Origin of the sequence: Actinomyces sp. HMSC065F12, assembly GCF_001814535.1 — a bacterium.
In the GTDB taxonomy this organism is placed as follows: domain Bacteria; phylum Actinomycetota; class Actinomycetes; order Actinomycetales; family Actinomycetaceae; genus Pauljensenia; species Pauljensenia radingae_A.
This window is the reverse complement of the sequence record NZ_KV817042.1, coordinates 95678-113607: the sequence shown is the minus strand read 5'-3', so window position 1 is coordinate 113607 and position 17930 is coordinate 95678. Positions and strand designations below refer to the sequence as shown.

Annotated in this window: 14 protein-coding genes; 3 read left to right on the top strand and 11 right to left on the bottom strand. The window is 60.3% G+C overall.

Annotated elements, in window-relative coordinates; translation table 11 throughout:
• Window positions 1–85 precede the first annotated feature (85 nt).
• From HMPREF2975_RS11585 to HMPREF2975_RS11555, 7 genes are all read right to left on the bottom strand, one after another.
• The gene (locus HMPREF2975_RS11585; protein WP_070728181.1) at window positions 86–1594 is read right to left on the bottom strand and encodes an FHA domain-containing protein; all 1509 of its coding nucleotides are present in this window, start codon (window positions 1592–1594) and stop codon (window positions 86–88) included.
• Window positions 1594–2541 (bottom strand): PP2C family protein-serine/threonine phosphatase, encoded by a 948-nt coding sequence (locus HMPREF2975_RS11580; RefSeq protein ID WP_070728178.1) that lies wholly within the window; start codon window positions 2539–2541, stop codon window positions 1594–1596. The genes HMPREF2975_RS11585 and HMPREF2975_RS11580 overlap by 1 nt, the downstream gene beginning before the upstream one ends.
• A 126-nt stretch (window positions 2542–2667) precedes the next feature.
• Window positions 2668–4053: a S8 family peptidase gene (locus HMPREF2975_RS11575; protein ID WP_141757429.1), complete on the bottom strand. Its 1386-nt coding sequence runs from the start codon at window positions 4051–4053 to the stop codon at window positions 2668–2670.
• On the bottom strand, window positions 4050–5468 hold the full coding sequence (locus HMPREF2975_RS12970; protein ID WP_070728170.1) for a hypothetical protein: 1419 nt from the start codon (window positions 5466–5468) through the stop codon (window positions 4050–4052). The genes HMPREF2975_RS11575 and HMPREF2975_RS12970 overlap by 4 nt, the downstream gene beginning before the upstream one ends.
• 49 nt (window positions 5469–5517) lie before the next feature.
• A complete protein-coding gene (locus tag HMPREF2975_RS11565) occupies window positions 5518–6009 on the bottom strand; it encodes a hypothetical protein (protein WP_070728167.1) in 492 nt (163 codons plus the stop codon).
• 139 nt (window positions 6010–6148) lie between these two features.
• The gene (locus tag HMPREF2975_RS11560; protein WP_058237776.1) at window positions 6149–6433 is read right to left on the bottom strand and encodes a WXG100 family type VII secretion target; all 285 of its coding nucleotides are present in this window, start codon (window positions 6431–6433) and stop codon (window positions 6149–6151) included.
• 15 nt (window positions 6434–6448) lie between these two features.
• Complete coding sequence (locus HMPREF2975_RS11555) at window positions 6449–6763, bottom strand: WXG100 family type VII secretion target (RefSeq protein WP_058237775.1); 315 nt, start codon at window positions 6761–6763, stop codon at window positions 6449–6451.
• A 379-nt stretch (window positions 6764–7142) separates the two neighbouring features.
• Here HMPREF2975_RS11555 and HMPREF2975_RS11550 point away from each other — a divergent pair, with 379 nt between their 5' ends.
• Genes HMPREF2975_RS11550 through HMPREF2975_RS11540 form a run of 3 tightly spaced genes read left to right on the top strand, consistent with a single transcriptional unit; the run spans window position 7143 to window position 11265 of the window.
• On the top strand, window positions 7143–8462 hold the full coding sequence (locus tag HMPREF2975_RS11550) for an EsaB/YukD family protein (protein WP_070728164.1): 1320 nt from the start codon (window positions 7143–7145) through the stop codon (window positions 8460–8462).
• A complete protein-coding gene (eccB, locus tag HMPREF2975_RS11545; RefSeq protein WP_058237773.1) occupies window positions 8462–9874 on the top strand; it encodes a type VII secretion protein EccB in 1413 nt (470 codons plus the stop codon). The genes HMPREF2975_RS11550 and eccB overlap by 1 nt, the downstream gene beginning before the upstream one ends.
• Window positions 9871–11265 (top strand): S8 family serine peptidase, encoded by a 1395-nt coding sequence (locus HMPREF2975_RS11540; protein ID WP_070728160.1) that lies wholly within the window; start codon window positions 9871–9873, stop codon window positions 11263–11265. Before eccB ends, HMPREF2975_RS11540 begins: the two co-directional genes overlap by 4 nt.
• 62 nt (window positions 11266–11327) lie before the next feature.
• Here the strand turns inward: HMPREF2975_RS11540 and HMPREF2975_RS11535 are convergent, their stop codons facing one another.
• Genes HMPREF2975_RS11535 through HMPREF2975_RS11520 form a run of 4 tightly spaced genes read right to left on the bottom strand, consistent with a single transcriptional unit; the run spans window position 11328 to window position 17928 of the window.
• Window positions 11328–13097 (bottom strand): serine/threonine-protein kinase, encoded by a 1770-nt coding sequence (locus tag HMPREF2975_RS11535; protein WP_070728156.1) that lies wholly within the window; start codon window positions 13095–13097, stop codon window positions 11328–11330.
• Entirely contained in the window at window positions 13094–15754 is a 2661-nt protein-coding gene (locus tag HMPREF2975_RS11530; RefSeq protein ID WP_070728154.1) for a transglutaminase-like domain-containing protein, read from the bottom strand. Before HMPREF2975_RS11530 ends, HMPREF2975_RS11535 begins: the two co-directional genes overlap by 4 nt.
• On the bottom strand, window positions 15751–16962 hold the full coding sequence (locus HMPREF2975_RS11525; protein ID WP_070728149.1) for a DUF58 domain-containing protein: 1212 nt from the start codon (window positions 16960–16962) through the stop codon (window positions 15751–15753). The genes HMPREF2975_RS11530 and HMPREF2975_RS11525 overlap by 4 nt, the downstream gene beginning before the upstream one ends.
• Window positions 16963–17928 (bottom strand): AAA family ATPase, encoded by a 966-nt coding sequence (locus HMPREF2975_RS11520; RefSeq protein WP_070728146.1) that lies wholly within the window; start codon window positions 17926–17928, stop codon window positions 16963–16965.
• Between the last annotated feature and the right edge of the window lie 2 nt (window positions 17929–17930).

Below are 17930 nucleotides of genomic sequence, written 5' to 3'. Positions count from 1 at the left end.
CCGGTTGCAGGTGCGCGACTGGGTTCTAGCCAGATGATCTGAGCGTGACGCAAAAACGCGGAGGTGTCGACTGCTACCCGGCTGGTCAGCCCTGTGGCGGGGCGTAACGCATCGCCGGTGTTTCAACGACGCGGAACTCCACGCTGAGACCCTCCCCCAGGTCGATGCGATCACGGTCGAATAGGACTACTGGATCCCACGTGGCGACACGGCTGACTTGCCCGTTTTCGTGTACGACTGTCGTGCCGTTAGCAGATCCCAGATCCATCACGGCCCACCGTTCAGGGCCTTGCGGCATGACGATGCAGTGTGACCGAGATATTTCCCCCTGCGGGCTGGGCACGCGAAGTGTTGTGGCAGGTGGGCGTCCTGTAATGACGCGCGAGTTCGGATCTCGACCAATGACCACATCTCGGGTGAGTTCAACAGGCGCTCCACCGGCATAGACGAGGTAAGCACTGAGTCGCGTGTGCGGTGTCTCAGATGGGAGTGGAGGCGGCGGAGGACCCGGGTATCCGTTCGGGGCCGCAGAATCATAGGGGCGTCCCTGAAAGGGACTGTCAGCAAATTGGGTGCCGCTGCTCGCACTGTCGGGGCTCTGCGACCTGGCTGATGGTTGAGCGGTGGGCGCTGCTGGCTGCGCAGCATAACGCACGGTGTGAGGTGCCTGGGGGCCCTGGCCCGAATCCAGTGAGTCCTGCGAGCCGCGACGTGGCTGGTTTTGTTCGCGTTGACGGCGCATCTGTTCGAGCATTTCAGGCGTCATCGTTTTTTCGAGCGATTCAGGGTTGAATCCTTCGGGAACGCCACGAGAAGCGGGCGCAGACGGCGTTACCAGCTTGCCAGGGCCGTCAGGCACGTCACTGGCAGCAGGCGCAGCAGGGGTGACTGGTGCAGCAACCCCGGCAGGTCCGACAGGCGGTGTTGGGTCAGCTGGAGGCGTCGGCTCAGCATCCACGCTGCTCGCGGTATTGTCACTATCGGCGAGGGTGCTCTGGCTCGCCTCAGGCGACACGTCATGAGGTGACGCGTCGCGATCTGAGGCATCGTCACGATCTACTGCATCGAGAGGCGAGGACACCGGATCGAAGTAACCGATGCGCACTCGGCGAGCCTGAGCCGCGCCTGTGACAAGCGGCAGCCACGGATCACGGCGCTGCCCATCAGCGATGCCATCTGCCTGGTCCGTGTCATTGCTGTCAGCATCAGACTGATCCAGTTCGCCAGAGCCGAACTCGATCTCGATAGCGTCCCAGTGTGAAGAATCGGCCTGCACACCTTCGGACGTGATGCGCGAGGAGCGAACCTGCGGTTGACCTGCTGCTTCAGAATCCGTCATCGGGCTCGCGCTCCAGATCCGAATCGAACATTCGGGATGCGCATAGAGCTGCACCTGGTCCCCGCGAGTATCAGCGACGAAAACGCGTCCGCCTTGTGCACGAATCGATTCGAGCAGCTCGCCGGGGTCCCCCTCGTTCATGACACACGTCAGTGCGGCGTTCAGGCATTCAGAGGACACCAATGCCGTGCCGAACGGGCCGTTGACGGCGACGAACCCATGCCCCTGGGTGGATACGCGTCCAAGCTGCCACATCAGATGGTTTCCTCCGCGGACGAAGGAACCTCATCGCCCGCTTGTTCGGCCGCATCACTGCCTGGCTGACGGCGAATCGTCTGCGTGGAGGAAGGACGCGCAATGCCGACGGTACGTTCAAACGGATTGACGGAATCGTCAGCTGGCCACGGCGGGTTCACGGATTCAACGAAAATCGTCACAACCGTCGCGTTGTCGCGTGTCTGCCGCTCCAGCGCCGCATCCACCAGCGCATTTGCCGCGCGTTGAGCATCATCTGACTGAGTAACGATGCGAACCATCTCCGCGTCGTCAATCGCCGAGTGCACTCCATCTGAGCAGATCACCACCCTGTCCCCAGGCGCGATCGTCGTCACGGTGAAGTCCGCCTGGGGCAGGCCCGGCATTCCGCCACCCAGGGCGCGTGTGATGATATTGGCTGCGGGGAGTTCGTCTGGTGACCATTGAGCGTCACGCGCTTCCTGCCGGGCCGAATGGTCTTTCGTCATGGCCCGGATCTGCCCATCGTTTATAAGGTACGTACGCGAATCGCCTACATTGAAGACAAGCCATTGAGGCCGCTCCTCGTGACTGGCGATGAGAACCCCCGTCAGGGTCGTGCCCGGCGCACCGGCCAGCACAATATTCGCCAGGTCTTTGTCCTCGTCGGACATGGACGAGGGGGAAGCCAGGGCCATCACTGCCTGCGCGGCGACGGAAATGGCATGATCAAGGTCGTTCACATCGGCTTCGCGGCCATTGAGAGCATCGCCGGACAGTGCGCCAGTGAAAGCCTGGATCGCCACTTCGGAGGCACGTCCGCCACCTGCATGTCCACCCATACCGTCTGCTACTGCGTAGAGAGGGGGCTGTGCTGCCCAATGGTCCTCATTGTCGGGGCGCGGACCCTGATCGGTTGCTGCTCCCCACCGCGTGCGTACAACGCTACCGAGACGAGATAGGTCCATGGCATACCTCTTCCTGTCGGATGTTCACTCCGAGTTTTTCACGTCCGGGCTCAAATTCATAGAGTTTGTGTGCCAGGAAGATCGATTGCCGCATCGACTGCGCCTCAGCTGCGTCCCTGGCTGCTCTTAGAATGGCTGCTGACGTGGAGTGCCGGTCCGAGGCGAACGCGCGCGGGCAACAAGCACGACGACCACAATTATGACGACAAAGACGACTGCACCTACTGCAATCCAGATGCCAAGCGGTATGCCATTGGACTGGCCGACCCCGTCTGATGGTGCGGACTGAGGCAGTTGGCTGGCGTCAGACTGGCTGGCACCTGACTGCCCCGATTGGGTAAAGCGCGGTGAGGTGCCGGGCTGCCATTGATCGCCGTATTCGGGACGTGCAAAAGCGTCGTCTGCGCGCCCGCGATACACGTAGTCCTTGTCTCCGACATCTATCGTGAAGAAGGGGTCAATGAGGCCGTCGCGGTAATCGGCTCGCAGCTGATCATCAGGGCCGTGATCTGATTTGTGCAGCAGGGGGTTTTCGTCCTTGAAACGGGTTGGATCGGCGTTGAGGAACTCATGCAGCTGCGGAACTCCAAAACCAATCTGCTCATCCCAGTCTTCACGACCTGTTGACCACGAAAAAGCGTTGAGCACTTCGTACGGCGTCGCCTCGGGCCACTTCTGCATACCCAATGCCAGCATGCCGGCAGCCATTGGAGCTGAAAACGAGGTTCCCCATGCATCAGGTGTAATGACCGTGAGGTTGCCGTCAGGGTCCGGGTCGCGAAGCGTGATCTGTTCACCGGGAAGGACCACGTCCAATCCCTCGCCGTGGGAAGAAAACGTTGAGCGGTTGCCTTCAAAGTCAGATGAGCCCACAGCCAGCACACCGTTATCTGCGGCGATGTTGATAGGGAAATCCTCTTTATTGCCGGCAGCTGCCACCAGCAACACCTCGTGCAGCTCGGCGCGCATCGAGACATATTGGAGCAGCGAAGCGCTGCCACCGATCGTGATCACCACGATATCGGCGCCCGCATTGATGGCGGCATTGATTGCACTGACCACGTCGTCCTGGGCAGCGCACTGCGTGGACAGGCCGTCACTGGACTTATTGAACGTCGACGTCACCGCAAAGTTCACGATTGTCGCACCGGGTGCCACGCCGTAATCCGGCGAGGCGACTACTGACGTGACGGCGGTTGCGTGTGACACTTCAATAGGTTCGAATGCGGCGTCAGAGCACATTGCCTCGTGAGCGGCGATGTCGGCACCGGCCAGTTCCGGCACTCCCGTATCGGCCAGTCCGTCCACGATTCCGATCGTGATGCCGGACCCATCCAGCCCCTGCGAGCGCGCCTCGTCCAACCCCAGATAGTCCTCGTAGGCTTGGTCGCGAATTGTGTCATCGCCGTGGGCGGGGACGCCCACCATGCACAGCAGAGCGATGAGCACTGCTGACAGGCAGAGGCTGAGACTTCTGAGGGGGCGAGTTGATCGAATCGGGAAACTACTCACCAACGATCCTCGATTTCGCTTTCACTGGCATGTAGATCCTCCGCTGAACCTGCTCCTGACTGCTCTGATTCGTATGGTTCTGAAGCTGCGTCGTCTTCCAAACGGAATACATCGTATCCCACGAGCGCGGATTTTCTCTCGCTGTTGTCAGAGCCGGCACCGGTACCGCCCATGGGTGCCATAAAGCCTCGTCCCATTCCGCCTCGACCTGCGGCAGCCGCAGCTGAAGAGTTGGCCGCACCACCTGCACCCTGAGCTCCAAAGCCTGTCGCGCCCCGGGCAGCCATTCCTCCAGCGCCACCTGTTGTGCCTTGCGCGGACATTCCTGCTGCACTTCCTCCAGCACCACCTGTTGTGCCTTGCGCGGACATTCCTGCTGCACTTCCTCCAGCACCACCCGAGGTGGACGATGACACGATTCCGCTGGCGGGAACTCCCCGCGAAAATGCGGCCGCTGCGTTCGGTCCGGCCAATGACAGTCCTGACAGACCTGATCCGCCGGCCCGGGCAGCCAAAGTGGCAGCTCCTGCTCCCAGCAGACCTCCTGCCATGACAGCCGTCGAGCCGCCTACTCCCAGACGACTTCCCTCCGCAGCGATTCCCTGATCGAGGAATGCACCGATACCCTTAGGGCGCGTTCCCTCCGGCAGATATCCCTTCAGGGGGCCGTCAGGTCTGATCGCACCATCAGGGGAGGAGCCTGACAGCGTTGCCTCATTGCGAGTTCCGCTTTCAAATGCCGTGGCACCTGAGTTGACGTCTCCGATGGACGCGCTCGACTCGCCTCGCATGTTCGACATCCACGAACCCAGTCCGTGACGTGTCTCAGATCCGGAGATCAACGGTATTCCTGCGCTTTGCCCGCGTCCACGAGAGCCAGTTCCATTTGGGTAGTCGTAATTCGCGTAGCCGACGCCCGATCCTGACCGTGAAGAATTATTCCCTGTGGAGGAGCCTCCTGACCTGTTCACTTGCTGGCCGCTGGAGATCACTTTCATACCTGTTCGAGATGCCGCGCGCAGGCCCGCATTCATTTTCGAAAGGATCTGGGCGGCTTCCGAATCGAGCTGGCTGATATCTTCAGGACGCTTGGGGCCTGCGCGGTGATACTCCGCGACAACCATCTCACCCTCACGTGCCGCCTGTCGGATAGCAACCTGCGCCTGAGAATAAGCCTTCGAATACGTCCTGACCGCGGCCGAGTAATCTTCCACCTTACTCTGGCACCGCGATAGCCAACTCACAATGGCGTCATTGGTTTCGCCAGAAATATTCGTCCTGGCCTTATACGTGCTAATGATCTCGTTGCACTCATCGAGTTTTTCTGAAATCTTCTCGATCGAGTCCGGCGTCTCCGCGCCTCGCACCGGAAGCTGCTGCACCGCTTCCAGTCGTTGGACGATTTCTCCAGCCATGATTCACCTATTCACTCCAGTAGTTCAACATGTGGAATCTCTCAGGGGCTTACTCGGGGTCTTCGGACTCCGAATTCCTGCGCTCGTTTCCATCTTCGGATTCCGAGTTCGTACGCTCGGTCGCGCCTTCTGAGCCCTGCTCACTCGTATCTGCCTCTTCGCCGCTTTGCTCGCGAAGGCGTTCCTGCTCCTGCGGGCGCTCGGCATTTCGGGCAGATTCTGCTTCCTTGACCTTCAACTCTGCTTCAGAGTCCGTATCGGAGCGTATGAATGCATTGATCGCATCGTCAACACCACCGGAGAAGGCAGTCAAGTCTGAATGAAGCAGATCGATGAGGACCTCCAGTTCATTCAAATTTTCAACGAGACGCTCACGGAACATCACCGCTCCGCTTTCAACTCCCCACTTCGCGCTGGTCTCACCCCTAGCAATGCTGCCAGTGGAAGTCTTCGCCGCTGTAACGTGAGTCAACCCGTCGTGGCGCAGCTTATTCAGCTCCGTCCGCGCAGCATCAACATCTACTTCCCAGCCTCCAGACACTGTTTCTCCTCTACACCTGTCGTGGTCGAACGATCGTTGTGTCCATGTCGTGAATCAGATCGAAATAGTGAACCGGCGAAAGGGACGCTGCCGCGAGAAACCGCCTGCAGCGTCCCTTTCGACAAGCACAAGGCTCAGACTACTGGAACAGTCCTGCGTTGTGGTGGTCAGTTGAGTTGTAATCCTGGTTAGCCTGCTCAACGAGAACGCTGATGCGAGCCAGGACGTCACGCATACCGGTCATGCCCTCGGTCCACTTTGCCTTGGCAACCTGGTAGGCCTGCTGTGCATCGCCTTCCCAGTTGGTCTGCAGCTGCTGGAGCTCAGAATCCATCTGATCCAAGGTGTTTTGAATGCCGGTAGCACCAGTGTTGATATCTGCTGAGGCGGTTGACAGAGCCCCGTAGTTTACTTTCAGATCCATTTCAGCTTAGTCCTCTCACATTCCAAGACGGCCGGCGACGGAGTTCATCGCAGCCTGGTGGTCGGCATCGGTCGTGTCGTAAGCCTGCTGCGATGAACGCAGGTTGGCTTCGAATTCGTTCAACGCACTGGTGATCTTGCGTGCATCCTCATCCCACTGAACCATCAGCTGCTGGAAAGCGGTAGATGCGTTGCCGACCCACTGTGAGCCGATGCTTGAAAGGTTGGAGCGCAAGGTGCTCAGGCGGCCCTCAAGATCCTGACGTGTAGAAGAAACAGTTTGAGCGCCTTTGAGGATTGCACCCTCTGCGGCGGAAACCTGTCCAGCCATGTTTTATCCTCCATAATCGGTAGGCTGCCGAGCACTCACTTCGAACACTCGGAAGATGACACACTTACTGAAACATACCCGCCCCCCGTTTGGCAATAGTCTGAAGTAAAATGTAAACGTTTCGTCACCGACGCGTTACTTGAAAGAATCGGCAAAAAAATCGAGATTTTTGCCCGTTTACGCTCGAAAGAAACGGTAGTTAACGCTGGTCGTCCGCGGATTCGCAGTATGCGGGGTGTTCACCCATCGAACCGTCAGCATGCCCTTCACGGTTTCCCTCTTTCATACTTATTGTTTGTTGATGTTCCAATAAATGAAATACCGTTTAGTCTTAGATGGGGCCCGAATTCCACGGGCGACGCATCCGAGAGGACCGTTCATGCCACAGAGCGTCAAATCACGCACCGGAACACTCATGCCAATCTCCGTCATGTGCGCTGGTCAAAAACTCGATATGTCCGTACCGTCATCGTTGATCGTGGCGGAGCTGCTGCCGGGCATGGTTGAAGCACTTGGCCGCCTCGATCCGGAAACGGCAACTCAGGGATACCGACTCCTGACTCCGTCAGGGCGCGTACTCGACCATTCTCAAACCCTGCGCGCCCAACACGTCACTCCCGGCACACTTCTGACCCTTGAGTCCGAGGGTGGCAGCACAGTAGACCAGCGCTATGACGATCTGGTTGAAGCTATCGGCACATCCGTCAACAAACATCAGGACGCATGGACCAAAGGCGACAGTGCACAGTTGTCATCACACTGCGGAGTCATCCTGATCCTGACTGCAGCGGTGCTGCTCGCAATTCGCGGTGGACACTCGATTGCCACCGCCATCATCGCAGCTGTCGGAGCCGCCCTCGTGTGCGCCACTGCAGCGATCGTGGCACGAGGAAGCAGCACTGCAGGAGCCGTTTCGCTCAGCTTGACCGTTCCCGTTCTTCTTGGTGTCGCAGGATTTGCCCTCATCACTGATGGGAACCTGGCGCACTGTTTCATGGCCATCGGCGTCGGCATCATGTTCGGCTCCCTTGCCACGATGGTGCTTCCCCCGGGGTTACGCATCATTGCCGGCGGCCCATTGCTCGCAGGATTTTCGTATATGGTCGTCGGCGCACTGACTGCCTACGCCACAGTTTCGCTGCAACGGTCAGCGACGGTGGTGGTGGCCCTCCTGACGCTGGTCGTGCTGTCGACTCCGTGGATCGGGCTGGCACAGATGCCCTCGCGGATTCCCGCTCTTAACATCCAATCAACAGAGTCATTCTCAGGTGCAGCAGTCGATGAACAGGTAGTGACCGGACAGGCGCTGGCTTTATCAGTGAAGATCGCATCGTTCATGGTGATCATTACCTGCGTTCCGATGGTGGTTGCGACCGTCGAGGGTGTCCTGCTCATGGCATGCGTGGGGGCGGCATTCATGCTGGGGACGCGGTCGCTTCACGGCCGAATTGACGTCTTTATCGGGGTTGTCGCCGGCATGTTGATCACGCTCGCCACCGGGATCCTGGCAACTCTGGCGGTATCGTGGCTGCTTCCCTGGACGGTAGGCCTGACGGTCCTGGTCGCGATCCTGATCCTGGCAGCCAACGTCGTTAATTCGCGGCTGCGCCCGTGGCTCACTCGCCTGGCAGATGGAGCCAACGTCATCGCTCTGATCGCGATCATTCCGTTGACGTGCCTGGTGTGGGGGATCATTTAATGGCTTCCAATAAAGATATTCTCAATGCGCAACGGTTTAATCGCCGCCGACTCGTCACGGCGTTCATCTCCGGCACGCCTGGAGGCCGGGAACTGGAATCCAAATCGTTCGTGCCGCCCCTGATCGGCGGGATCGTCATTTCACTGCTGATGCTCGGCATTGCCTTCGCGATGGGAAAGTTCTCCCCCACCCTGCCGGATAACTGGCAGAACAACACGCTGATTATCGTCAAGGGAACAGGTGCGCGCTACTACTCCGTTCAAGGAGTGCTGCACCCGATCTACAATGTCACCTCAGCGCGTATGCGCACCCCGGCTGGCTCTCTGCAAACCGTTTCCGTGGGAGAAAAAGTGATCGCGGGTATTCCTCGCGGCGATGCGATCGGAGAACCTGAAGCACCCGATAATGTCCCCGCTCCCGCCGACCTGAAAGCAACCGAGTGGAACGCATGCGTCATGGAAAACGCGTCGACCCACACATGGGTGTCAATCCGACCCGACGGCCTCGAACCCGTGACGACAACGCTGGTCAAACAGGGCGACACTCTCTACGTCATTGCAGAGAATGTGCGTCACCGCATCGAACCCGAACATCTCGAAGTCCTTAAGAACACCCTCAACATCAACGATTCACCTGTCTTTGACGTGCCGGCTGACTGGCTCAATCTCTTCAATAACGGCACACCATTCACCCCCATCAGTCTCGACAACAGCGGTACGCCCGTCAGCGGGATGCCCTCGTCCGTCCACGATGCCGTCGTCGGCACGATCATCAACGTCAAATTTCCCGAGGGAGACCACCACTACCTCGTCATAGGCGATGGTCAGCTGGTCCAGCTCTCCGACGTGTCGTATGCAATGTACCAGGCCTCTTCCACCGGCAACCCGTACACAATTGACCCACCGACAGTGTCCGTCGGTGAAATAGCCAATATTCATGTCGTCACTGAAGGCGGTCCTGTTCCTGCGGACTGGCCTGACACCCTCGGCACGATTACCAATGAGCAGGCTCGGCCGTGTGCTCACCTCGACGTCAGTGACATCGAGAAAGGAAGCGTCCTGTCAGCCATACCCGCTGATTCACCAGATCTGGCATCCGCACAGTCGGGTATGGGCACGTCCGCCTCCCCCGCGGCCTCGAATTCTCCTCACCCGCCGGCCGTGGGGTCAACATCCGTTCTGGGCGGAAGCGGTGTTCTGGCACGTTCCACTTCCGGCGGCTCCCTGGGTGCCGTCATGCTGATCTCTGATACAGGTCTGTCGCACGGTCTGGGCCTGAACTACTCCGAAGCCATGCAGCGATTGGGGTATGACGAAAATTCCATTACGCCGATTCCCGGGCCGTGGATCGCGCTGATCCCTGAAGGCATCGACCTCAAACCCATCGATCCTGCCACAGGTTCAGCCTCATGAGCGAACAACGGACACACATTGTCAGGTGGGCACACACCGCCCTCCTGACATGCGTATGCGCCCTGCTTCCACTGTCGCTCCTCCCTCATGCATCTCACGCTCAAGCCCCGGTTGGCACGTCTCACAGCCAGCCTGCGCGAGTCGATCACCGGGCGCGCATCCCCCTCGCCAATGGGGACGAACCGCAGGCATGCCAGGTAGGCAAGACGCAGTACGTTCCGATTGAACCGCCCGTCTTTGAACGACTGGGAATCCAGCAGGCGTGGGAACTGTCCACCGGCGGAGTGCTCGTCGCTGTTGTGGACTCAGGGGTGAGCAGCGCTAATGAGCACCTGAAGGAAGCTGTTCAGCCAGGAACCGATTTTGTTGATTCGGGTGGCGATGGTCGCACCGATGTCGACGGACACGGTACGGCGGTCGCCGGTCAGATCGCGTCGCGGCCAGTTGAGGGATCCGGACTGGTCGGCATCGCCAAGTCAGCACAGATTCTGCCTGTGCGCGTATATGCTTCCACGCGACCCGAGGATACCGACAATGGGCGCGGTCCGAACGTGAAGCGCACAGCAGCGGGCATACGGTGGGCGGCCGATCACGGTGCCAAAATCATTGCTGTTCCGGCATCGTCACCGTCTGACCATGCTGAGTTGGCTCAGGCAGTCGCCTATGCTACGAACGCCGGTGCGCTCATTGTCGCCTCGGCGGGTAACGCCGATCCGAACGGGGAAAATTCAGGGGTGCGTTTTCCTGCCAACTATGAGCAGGTGCTCTCAGTCAGTGCGGTAACGCTTCAGGGACAGCCTTCTGACAGCGTCGTGCACGGCGTTCACGTGGAAGTGGCAGCTCCCGGTTCCGATGTGCTGACCACGTTCCTCCAGTGGGGTGATTGTGTCCTGTCAGGCGAGCAGCCCTCCACGTCGTACTCAACGGGGTACGTCGCCGGCATTGCCGCCCTCGTCGCTGCTGCTCATCCAGAGGAGACTCCTGCTGACTGGAAGTACAGGATTCTTGCAACAGCATTACGCTCCACGCCCTCTGAACGCAATGAGATTGTCGGGTGGGGAATTGTTGCGCCCAAGGATGCGATCAACTTCGTGAACGACGGTACGCAGGATGGTCCGCCTAACCCTCGCTACCAGCGGGCAGACCGGCCGATTCCTCCACCAGTGCGCCTGGTCAAGCCCGAAGAGGATCTGACAAAAAGCCGCACGCAATACCTGACAATCGCTGCAGGCATCGGGGTGGCTGTGCTTCTCGGAAGCCTCGTGGCTGCCACACTGATCGATCAGCGCCGACAAACCAGGAAACGTGCCAGGAAGAGCTCCGTGACGACACGCCACGTGTCGAACCCGTTTTCACCTCGCGTTCCGCGCACTGAGTCAGGTCAAAAGTAGGGAGGTCTCAGCGGGGCATCCGGCCAGCGTGGCATCCGGCGCGGACGAGGCGGCAGAACGTCCTACGGCACATCGACGCAGGCCTTGGCTGAATCGGACTGACGGCCTCCCCTGATGGCGGCTGTCACCTCCAGGCAGTTCTCTCCCGACAATGCGTGCGTATCCAGTGACTGCACCTGAGTCTTGCCCGACTGGTTGAGATTTTCAGGGCCGCTCATCACATAGAAGAATTCGATGACCTGTTCGTCGCCGGATTGGCCGCCAGAATCAGACTGCATGGCGCTGTCCTGCTGGCCTGCATCATCCTGAGCGCCCGGCTGGCCGGACGAATCTGCGGACATGTGGTGGCGCCACGACCAGTGGATGACATCGCCGTCGACAACGCCGCTTACTGACGTGGGCGAGGGCGGAGTCTGACCGATGGGGTCCACCGGGGCGGGAGGTGCGGGTGTCGGGTTATTGATCGGGCCTGGCGCAGGTGATGGACCGTTCCACGATATTGTGCCTCCCCCGCCGGTGAGCAGGGCAACCACCAGCCCGGCACACGCCAGCACACACACGCATGCAATGACGATAATGACGGGAAGCGACAGGCGTCGTGCCGGCCGCACGGTATCGGAGGAAAAAGCCGCGTTCTCGCGTTCAATCTGAGCCAGTCTGTCCTCTTCAGAGACCCATTGGTCGGGCTCGACAGCATACGACTGTGAATCAGCGAAGACAAAGGATTCAGATGCTGCCTGCTCGGACGCATCGTCTCTGGCGTCGCCGCGAGCGGTGCCTGCAGTGTGCCCTCCAGGCACCACTGTGCTCCAGCCGCCGTCCGTTGTTCGTCCCTCTGTCGACGTCGTTGCTCGGCGGTTATCTGCACCTGACATCGACGGATCAATGGTGCGAATGGCACGCACCCTGGTCTGATCTGAATCAATAGACGTGTCCTGCACGGCTGTCAGGTCATCGTGCGGCCCGGCGCTGTGAAGCTCCATGCGCGTCATCGGCTGATGCATGACTTCCTGGGCGCGCTGGAACTGCCGGCCCAGCTCTGCTGCTGAGGCAGGGCGTTGGCGTGGATCCACTGACAGCGCCTGACGCAACGCAGCTTCCAATACCTGTGGCACGTCAGAGCGGTTCAGCGAGCCGATGCGCCCTTCCTGGACGCGGCCAGCCACAGCCACGGCCGAATTGTCGCCCACCGGGTCCTCAAAGGGTGAGCGCCCAGTCAGGAACGTCCACGCGGTCGTGGCCAGCGCCCAGATATCCATCGAGGGGTGGGCGGGCGTGCCAGACACCTGCTGCTCAGGTGGCGCCCACAGCACCGAAAAGCCGTCAGCGGAATGGGAAGCGGGAGCACCCAACTTGGCGGCAACCCCAAAATCAGTGAGCATCGGGTGACCATATGCATTCATCATGACGTTGGATGGTTTGATATCGCGGTGGACGTATCCTGCCCGGTGCACCATTTCCGCTGCGCCGCACAGCTGGATCATGACGTCCAGGGCGCGCCGCACTGACATCGGTTGGGAACGCACCTGTTGGAGCACATTGGTCACAGGACAGTACTCCATGATCAGGTAGGAATCTCCCTGAGCAGTGGTGCCCACGTCATACAGTGATGGGATCGACGGGTGAGCCGATGTCGCCGCCATTGCATCAGCTTCCCGGATCACTGCCTCGTCTGCGTCAGTGCCTTCATGGTTGCGCGCCACTTTGACGGCAACGTCGCGCGAGGGAACATGCTGCTGGTAGAGGTAGACATCCGCAAAGCCACCGTGACCCAATGCGCGTCTGAACGTGTATCCCTCAAGCTGTGGGCCTTGGTTGTTCTGACTTGTCATGGTCTTCCTTTAGGTGACGACGTGCGGACAGGCTGATCGGAGAACGCCTTTTGCCGCTGATCGCGGCGCGAGTGCCGTTTCCAGAAGCGCCACCGGGATTCTGTGCGGGGCTTTTCGGCATGGGTGAAGCCTCCGCGGCGGTGCCGGTGCCGCCTCAGCGACCTGACGGACAGCGCGGTCAGTGCCCGCTGGAACCAGGACTGCCTGGATCGCAGTTCTGCCTTCAACTGCGAATAGTAACCCCAGGCTCGGTTGGCATCATCCTTCGTCACGACGTCCTGTCCAAACTGAGCGCGGTCGGCAATAGATGCCAGGAGCACCGTCGCCGGTGCTGTCTGGCCGGCAACGCGCCAGTCAACTGACGCTTCCGTCGACTCATCAACGACGGGCGAGGGCGACTCTGTGTCCTCGTGAGTGTCCTGCCACACGCTGTCCGCAAGGCTCCACGCTGCTTCTGCACGTGTCATGTCGCGAGGAAGCCGGGTTCCGGCATCAGCCGCAAGATCGACCGTCTGGTTCCATGAGCCTTCCACTGATGACAGCGGGGAGCTGTGACGCCGCTTGTAGAGGCGTCGAGCCTTCCACAGCAGAATTGCTGCAATTGGCACGATGATGAGCAACGCTATACCGACCGAGGTGAGGATCACGCCCCATGGGACAGGGACAGGTGCTTCCGAATCGGATGGCGTGTTCTTCTCTGTTATCGCCGGCGGAAGCTCCGGAGGCTCTTCCGGCGGATTCGGTGGCTGCAGAACCTGCGGGCGCGGAGTAGGAGTCGGATCCGGGGTCGGATCGGAAAAGATGTTGTCGCGTGGGGGTGTGGGATCAAAAATCGCCCATCCGACATCGACAAATTCAGCCTCCACCCACACGTGCAGATCCGCACCTTTGAGACCAACTGAACGCACCGGCGCTTCACTGGCCGCATTCCCCTGCAGTTGATCCAGTGCAGCTCCTGTCACAGGGTCGCTGGGATAGGCACCCATCACGACACGCGCTGACATACCCAGAGAGTGCAGCATCAGAGCCATCAGAGTTGCGTACTGTTCGTCATCGCCCACCATCTGATCGTCATCGATCATGCGTGCCAGTCGGTCTGCCCGGTGTCCTGACCGCGAGCTCTTATCCATCCCGTTGGAGAAATACCCGTTCTGCGCCAAGGTACGTTCAATGGCCCGGGCTTTCTTGATCGGAGTCGATTCAATCGCTGACATTGAGACGGCAAGTTCTTTGACACCGTCAGGAACGTTCGTGTCAGGCTGTCCTTCCACCGACACTGCGCCGGCACCTGCCAGCTGCGAATCAGACCAGCGCGGTGGCACATCGGCGACCAGGTGATAGCTCAGATCATCCCCGTCCGACCCGGTGGTCAGCGCAGCGTCTGCCCACCTGTTCCAGTGCAGGCCATCCTGGTATCGCTGCGCCTGATCGCCTGAAAACTCGATAACTTCGGCCTGACCCATCGTTGGAACCCATGGCCCCATCAGGCCAGACGTTGTCACCCTCGTATCTGCGCGCACTGAACCGATCGGAGAGGGCCGCACCGGCAGTTGACTGCCCACTGAGATGTAGCTACCGACAGGGCTTTCCTCAGGATCGGACATGCCGAATGTGATGCCGTTATACGTGTCCATGACTGCCAGGCGCACGCGCGCCCCATGAGGCAGTTGCGACACCGATATCAGCGTCTCGTCACGTTCCTCGGTTGTCAGGTGCCGGAAGGCCGCAAGCGGACTGGGGTAGTCATGCAGGTCCAGCGGCGGCTCCACAAGATCACGCAGGACTGTGCGTTCGTCCCACGATCCGACGTAAGAAGTGACAGGAAATGCGAGCGCGGTCGTACATGCCGTGATGACGAGGGCGACCAGAGCCTGCTGCAGCACGTGGGCGCGAACTGGCCGCACCGACCGTGTCGAGGTGTTATGTCCGGTTGTCGTCATGCCTGCCGCACGACGAGCCCGCCGGCCGATGAGGATGTCGAAATCAGAATGGAGGCGCAGATGCTGAACGGACCACATCCACCACATGATGATCGCCAGGAACCACACCATGACTGCCCACACCGGCGGCTGCATGCCGCTGGGGCCCCACGCCACGGCGATGATGCCCATCAGCGCCAACGGAATGGTACCGACAACAACCCAGCCGCGCCGCATGGTCATAACCCCGGTCGCGAATGCGCACAGCAATCCGCAGATCCACGGCATAACCGAGGGGCCGACATATGATGACGCGGGTGGTGCCAGTGTCAGCAGGTCACGCCACGCGACAACGGGCTGCATGACCAGGAACTGAAGGGTGCGCCCGGTGGGAATGACGTGTGCGTACAGCGTCTCAGGTAGTGAGCCGATACCGCCGAGCAGCAGGTGCGTCGCGAACAGTGCCGCCACGCTCGTGATCACGTCCCAGCGCCAGTAGGTGCACAGTGCCGCAAGGATCAGACCTGCCGCAACACCGCTACCCGCAGCGCGCAATCCCAGTCCGTGGCCAAACAGTGGTTCGTGCGCTGCAATCACCGGAATGAACAGTACCGCCAAAACGATCCATGACCAGACAGGCAACGGGCTTCGTGTCAGTCGCCCTCGTCCATTACGCACACGAAAACGGCGTGGACGCTGTGCACCTGCAGGCGGGCGGTCGAACGTGTTCGCACTCATCGCAGCCCTCCGCGTGCCAGCATGCGGGGAAGCGACTCCAGTGTCGGACAGGTGGCGACGACTGCTCGTGACGAACTGGATCGAGATGAGGGCGCGTCCGGGTCCACGCGGATCACGCCGACGATGACGTCAACGCTCGGCAGATGGCACAGGCGCGCAATCTCTTCATATGACACGCTGGCCGGAACAATCAGCGTGAGAACGGATGCGTTGGGATACGACGTGAGGACTTCACGCAGACGCTCACTCAGGTCCTGGTCCTCCACTCGCCAGCTTTCTTCAGTGAGTTCATCGAGCATACGGGTCGCTGACAGTGTGGAAATCAGGCGTGACGAGGTTGCCATCGAAACCTGGTGCGACGCAGTGATGCCCGTCAGAGCCAGTGAAGCGGCGATGGACAGCGCCGTCTCAAACGGTTCTTCTTCCCAGTGATCACGCAACGTATCGATGAAAATCACGTGATGGGAGCGGCGGGTTTCCTCAAACTGACGCACAATCAGGCGACCCGTGCGGGCAGTGGTCGGCCAGTGAACGTTTCGCCGGTCATCGCCGGGCTGGTAATCCCGCAACGCATGGAACGACACGTCGGAGGAGGACAGTTTAGCTGTCACCACGCCTTCGATGTCTGCCTGGAAGCCTGTCGCGTCGAAAGGAACGCGCACTGTACGCGGGTGGACGTAGACGCGAATCGGTTTCGTCCATGCTCTGACTCTGCGGAACAGACCCACCGGATCGGAGCGCACTGAACTGGGCGGGCCGACCGTGACGATACCGCGCCTGCGGGTGGGAACTGCGAATACTTCCGACCACGAGCTCCTGCCCGCCAGATTAGGGACGACGAACTGGGCGGCACCTGATCCGACCGGCAGTTCAATGACGTGGGAGCGGGCCGGTCGGGCATGGTCGTTGCGCACGCGCAGCTCTCCAATGATGGTGCGTCCGGCGACGGTTCGTGTCTGAGGAAGCTCCACGCTGACGATCTGGGGAGCGCGCCCAATGATCCAGATCAGCGCGACGATCAGGGATAATCCGCACGCAACGGCAACGATCCCTGCTTCGCGCCAATGCGCGGTGAAGGCAAGGATAGTCGCCACGATGCCACCACACAGCAGTCCGACACCACTGATGGTGATCGTGGAAATGGCGATGTCCCATGCACGACGTACCCCACCTAGGATGGATATTCGACGCTGAGCCTCCTGCGGCATTTAGGCACCCGTGATCGGAGCGGGAACGGAAGTCAGTGCACGCGAGACCACACCGGCCGGTGTTGCGCCGGCGAATGCGGCGTCCGGATCCACGATGATGCGGTGCTCCCACACAGGTCCTGCGAGCGCTTTCACGTCGTCAGGCAGCACGAAGTGACGTCCCTGTGCTGCGGCCCATACACGTGCGCATCGAGTCATGCCGATGGCGGCTCGCGTGGACACGCCCAACATGGAGGACTCGTCTTCGCGGGTGGCTTCCGCCAGTGCGGCAATGTAGTCCAAAACCGCGCGGTCGGTGTGGTTGTCGGCGGCCATCGCCTGGAACGTGTCGACTTCATGGGCTGAGACGACGGGGTGCAGGTTACGTGACCGGTCCGGTGCGGCCGCGCCGTCAAGGACTTCGATCATGGCTGCACGCGAGGGATACCCCAGTGACGTTTTCATGAGGAATCGGTCCAGTTGCGCTTCAGGCAGCGGGTAGGTGCCGGCCTGTTCGACCGGGTTCTGGGTAGCAATGACCATGAAGGGTTCGCCAGCCGGGTAGGAAACGCCGTCGATCGTCACGTGCGCTTCTTCCATCACTTCCAGCAGAGCCGACTGCGTCTTGGGCGATGCACGGTTGATTTCGTCGGCCAGCACAATCTGGGCGAAGATTGGGCCGCGGTGGAATACCCACTCGTGTTTTTGCTGGTCGTACATGTTCACGCCCGTGATGTCGGAGGGGAGCATGTCAGGTGTGAACTGGATGCGCGAGTGTGACCCGTCAATGGTTGCCGCCAGTGCGCGCGCAAGAGCAGTTTTTCCTGTTCCGGGCGCGTCCTCGAGCAGCAGGTGCCCGCCAGCGAACAGTGTCGTCAACGTCAGTCGAATGGCCTGTTTCTTGTCCAGCACTGCCAGCGAAATCGCGTCGACCAACGCGGCGAACATTTCGGCGAACTTTGTGGCATCGCGTTCATTGAGTGACATAC

Bases quoted from the DNA above. Each gene is read 5' to 3' on its own strand.
- HMPREF2975_RS11585 (WP_070728181.1), bottom strand. From the start codon at position 1,594: ATGTGGCAGCTTGGACGCGTATCCACCCAGGGGCATGGGTTCGTCGCC.
- HMPREF2975_RS11580 (WP_070728178.1), bottom strand. From the start codon at position 2,541: ATGGACCTATCTCGTCTCGGTAGCGTTGTACGCACGCGGTGGGGAGCA.
- HMPREF2975_RS12970 (WP_070728170.1), bottom strand. From the start codon at position 5,468: ATGGCTGGAGAAATCGTCCAACGACTGGAAGCGGTGCAGCAGCTTCCG.
- HMPREF2975_RS11560 (WP_058237776.1), bottom strand. From the start codon at position 6,433: ATGGATCTGAAAGTAAACTACGGGGCTCTGTCAACCGCCTCAGCAGAT.
- HMPREF2975_RS11555 (WP_058237775.1), bottom strand. From the start codon at position 6,763: ATGGCTGGACAGGTTTCCGCCGCAGAGGGTGCAATCCTCAAAGGCGCT.
- HMPREF2975_RS11550 (WP_070728164.1), top strand. From the start codon at position 7,143: ATGCCACAGAGCGTCAAATCACGCACCGGAACACTCATGCCAATCTCC.
- eccB (WP_058237773.1), top strand. From the start codon at position 8,462: ATGGCTTCCAATAAAGATATTCTCAATGCGCAACGGTTTAATCGCCGC.
- HMPREF2975_RS11540 (WP_070728160.1), top strand. From the start codon at position 9,871: ATGAGCGAACAACGGACACACATTGTCAGGTGGGCACACACCGCCCTC.
- HMPREF2975_RS11535 (WP_070728156.1), bottom strand. From the start codon at position 13,097: ATGACAAGTCAGAACAACCAAGGCCCACAGCTTGAGGGATACACGTTC.
- HMPREF2975_RS11530 (WP_070728154.1), bottom strand. From the start codon at position 15,754: ATGAGTGCGAACACGTTCGACCGCCCGCCTGCAGGTGCACAGCGTCCA.
- HMPREF2975_RS11525 (WP_070728149.1), bottom strand. From the start codon at position 16,962: ATGCCGCAGGAGGCTCAGCGTCGAATATCCATCCTAGGTGGGGTACGT.
- HMPREF2975_RS11520 (WP_070728146.1), bottom strand. From the start codon at position 17,928: ATGTCACTCAATGAACGCGATGCCACAAAGTTCGCCGAAATGTTCGCC.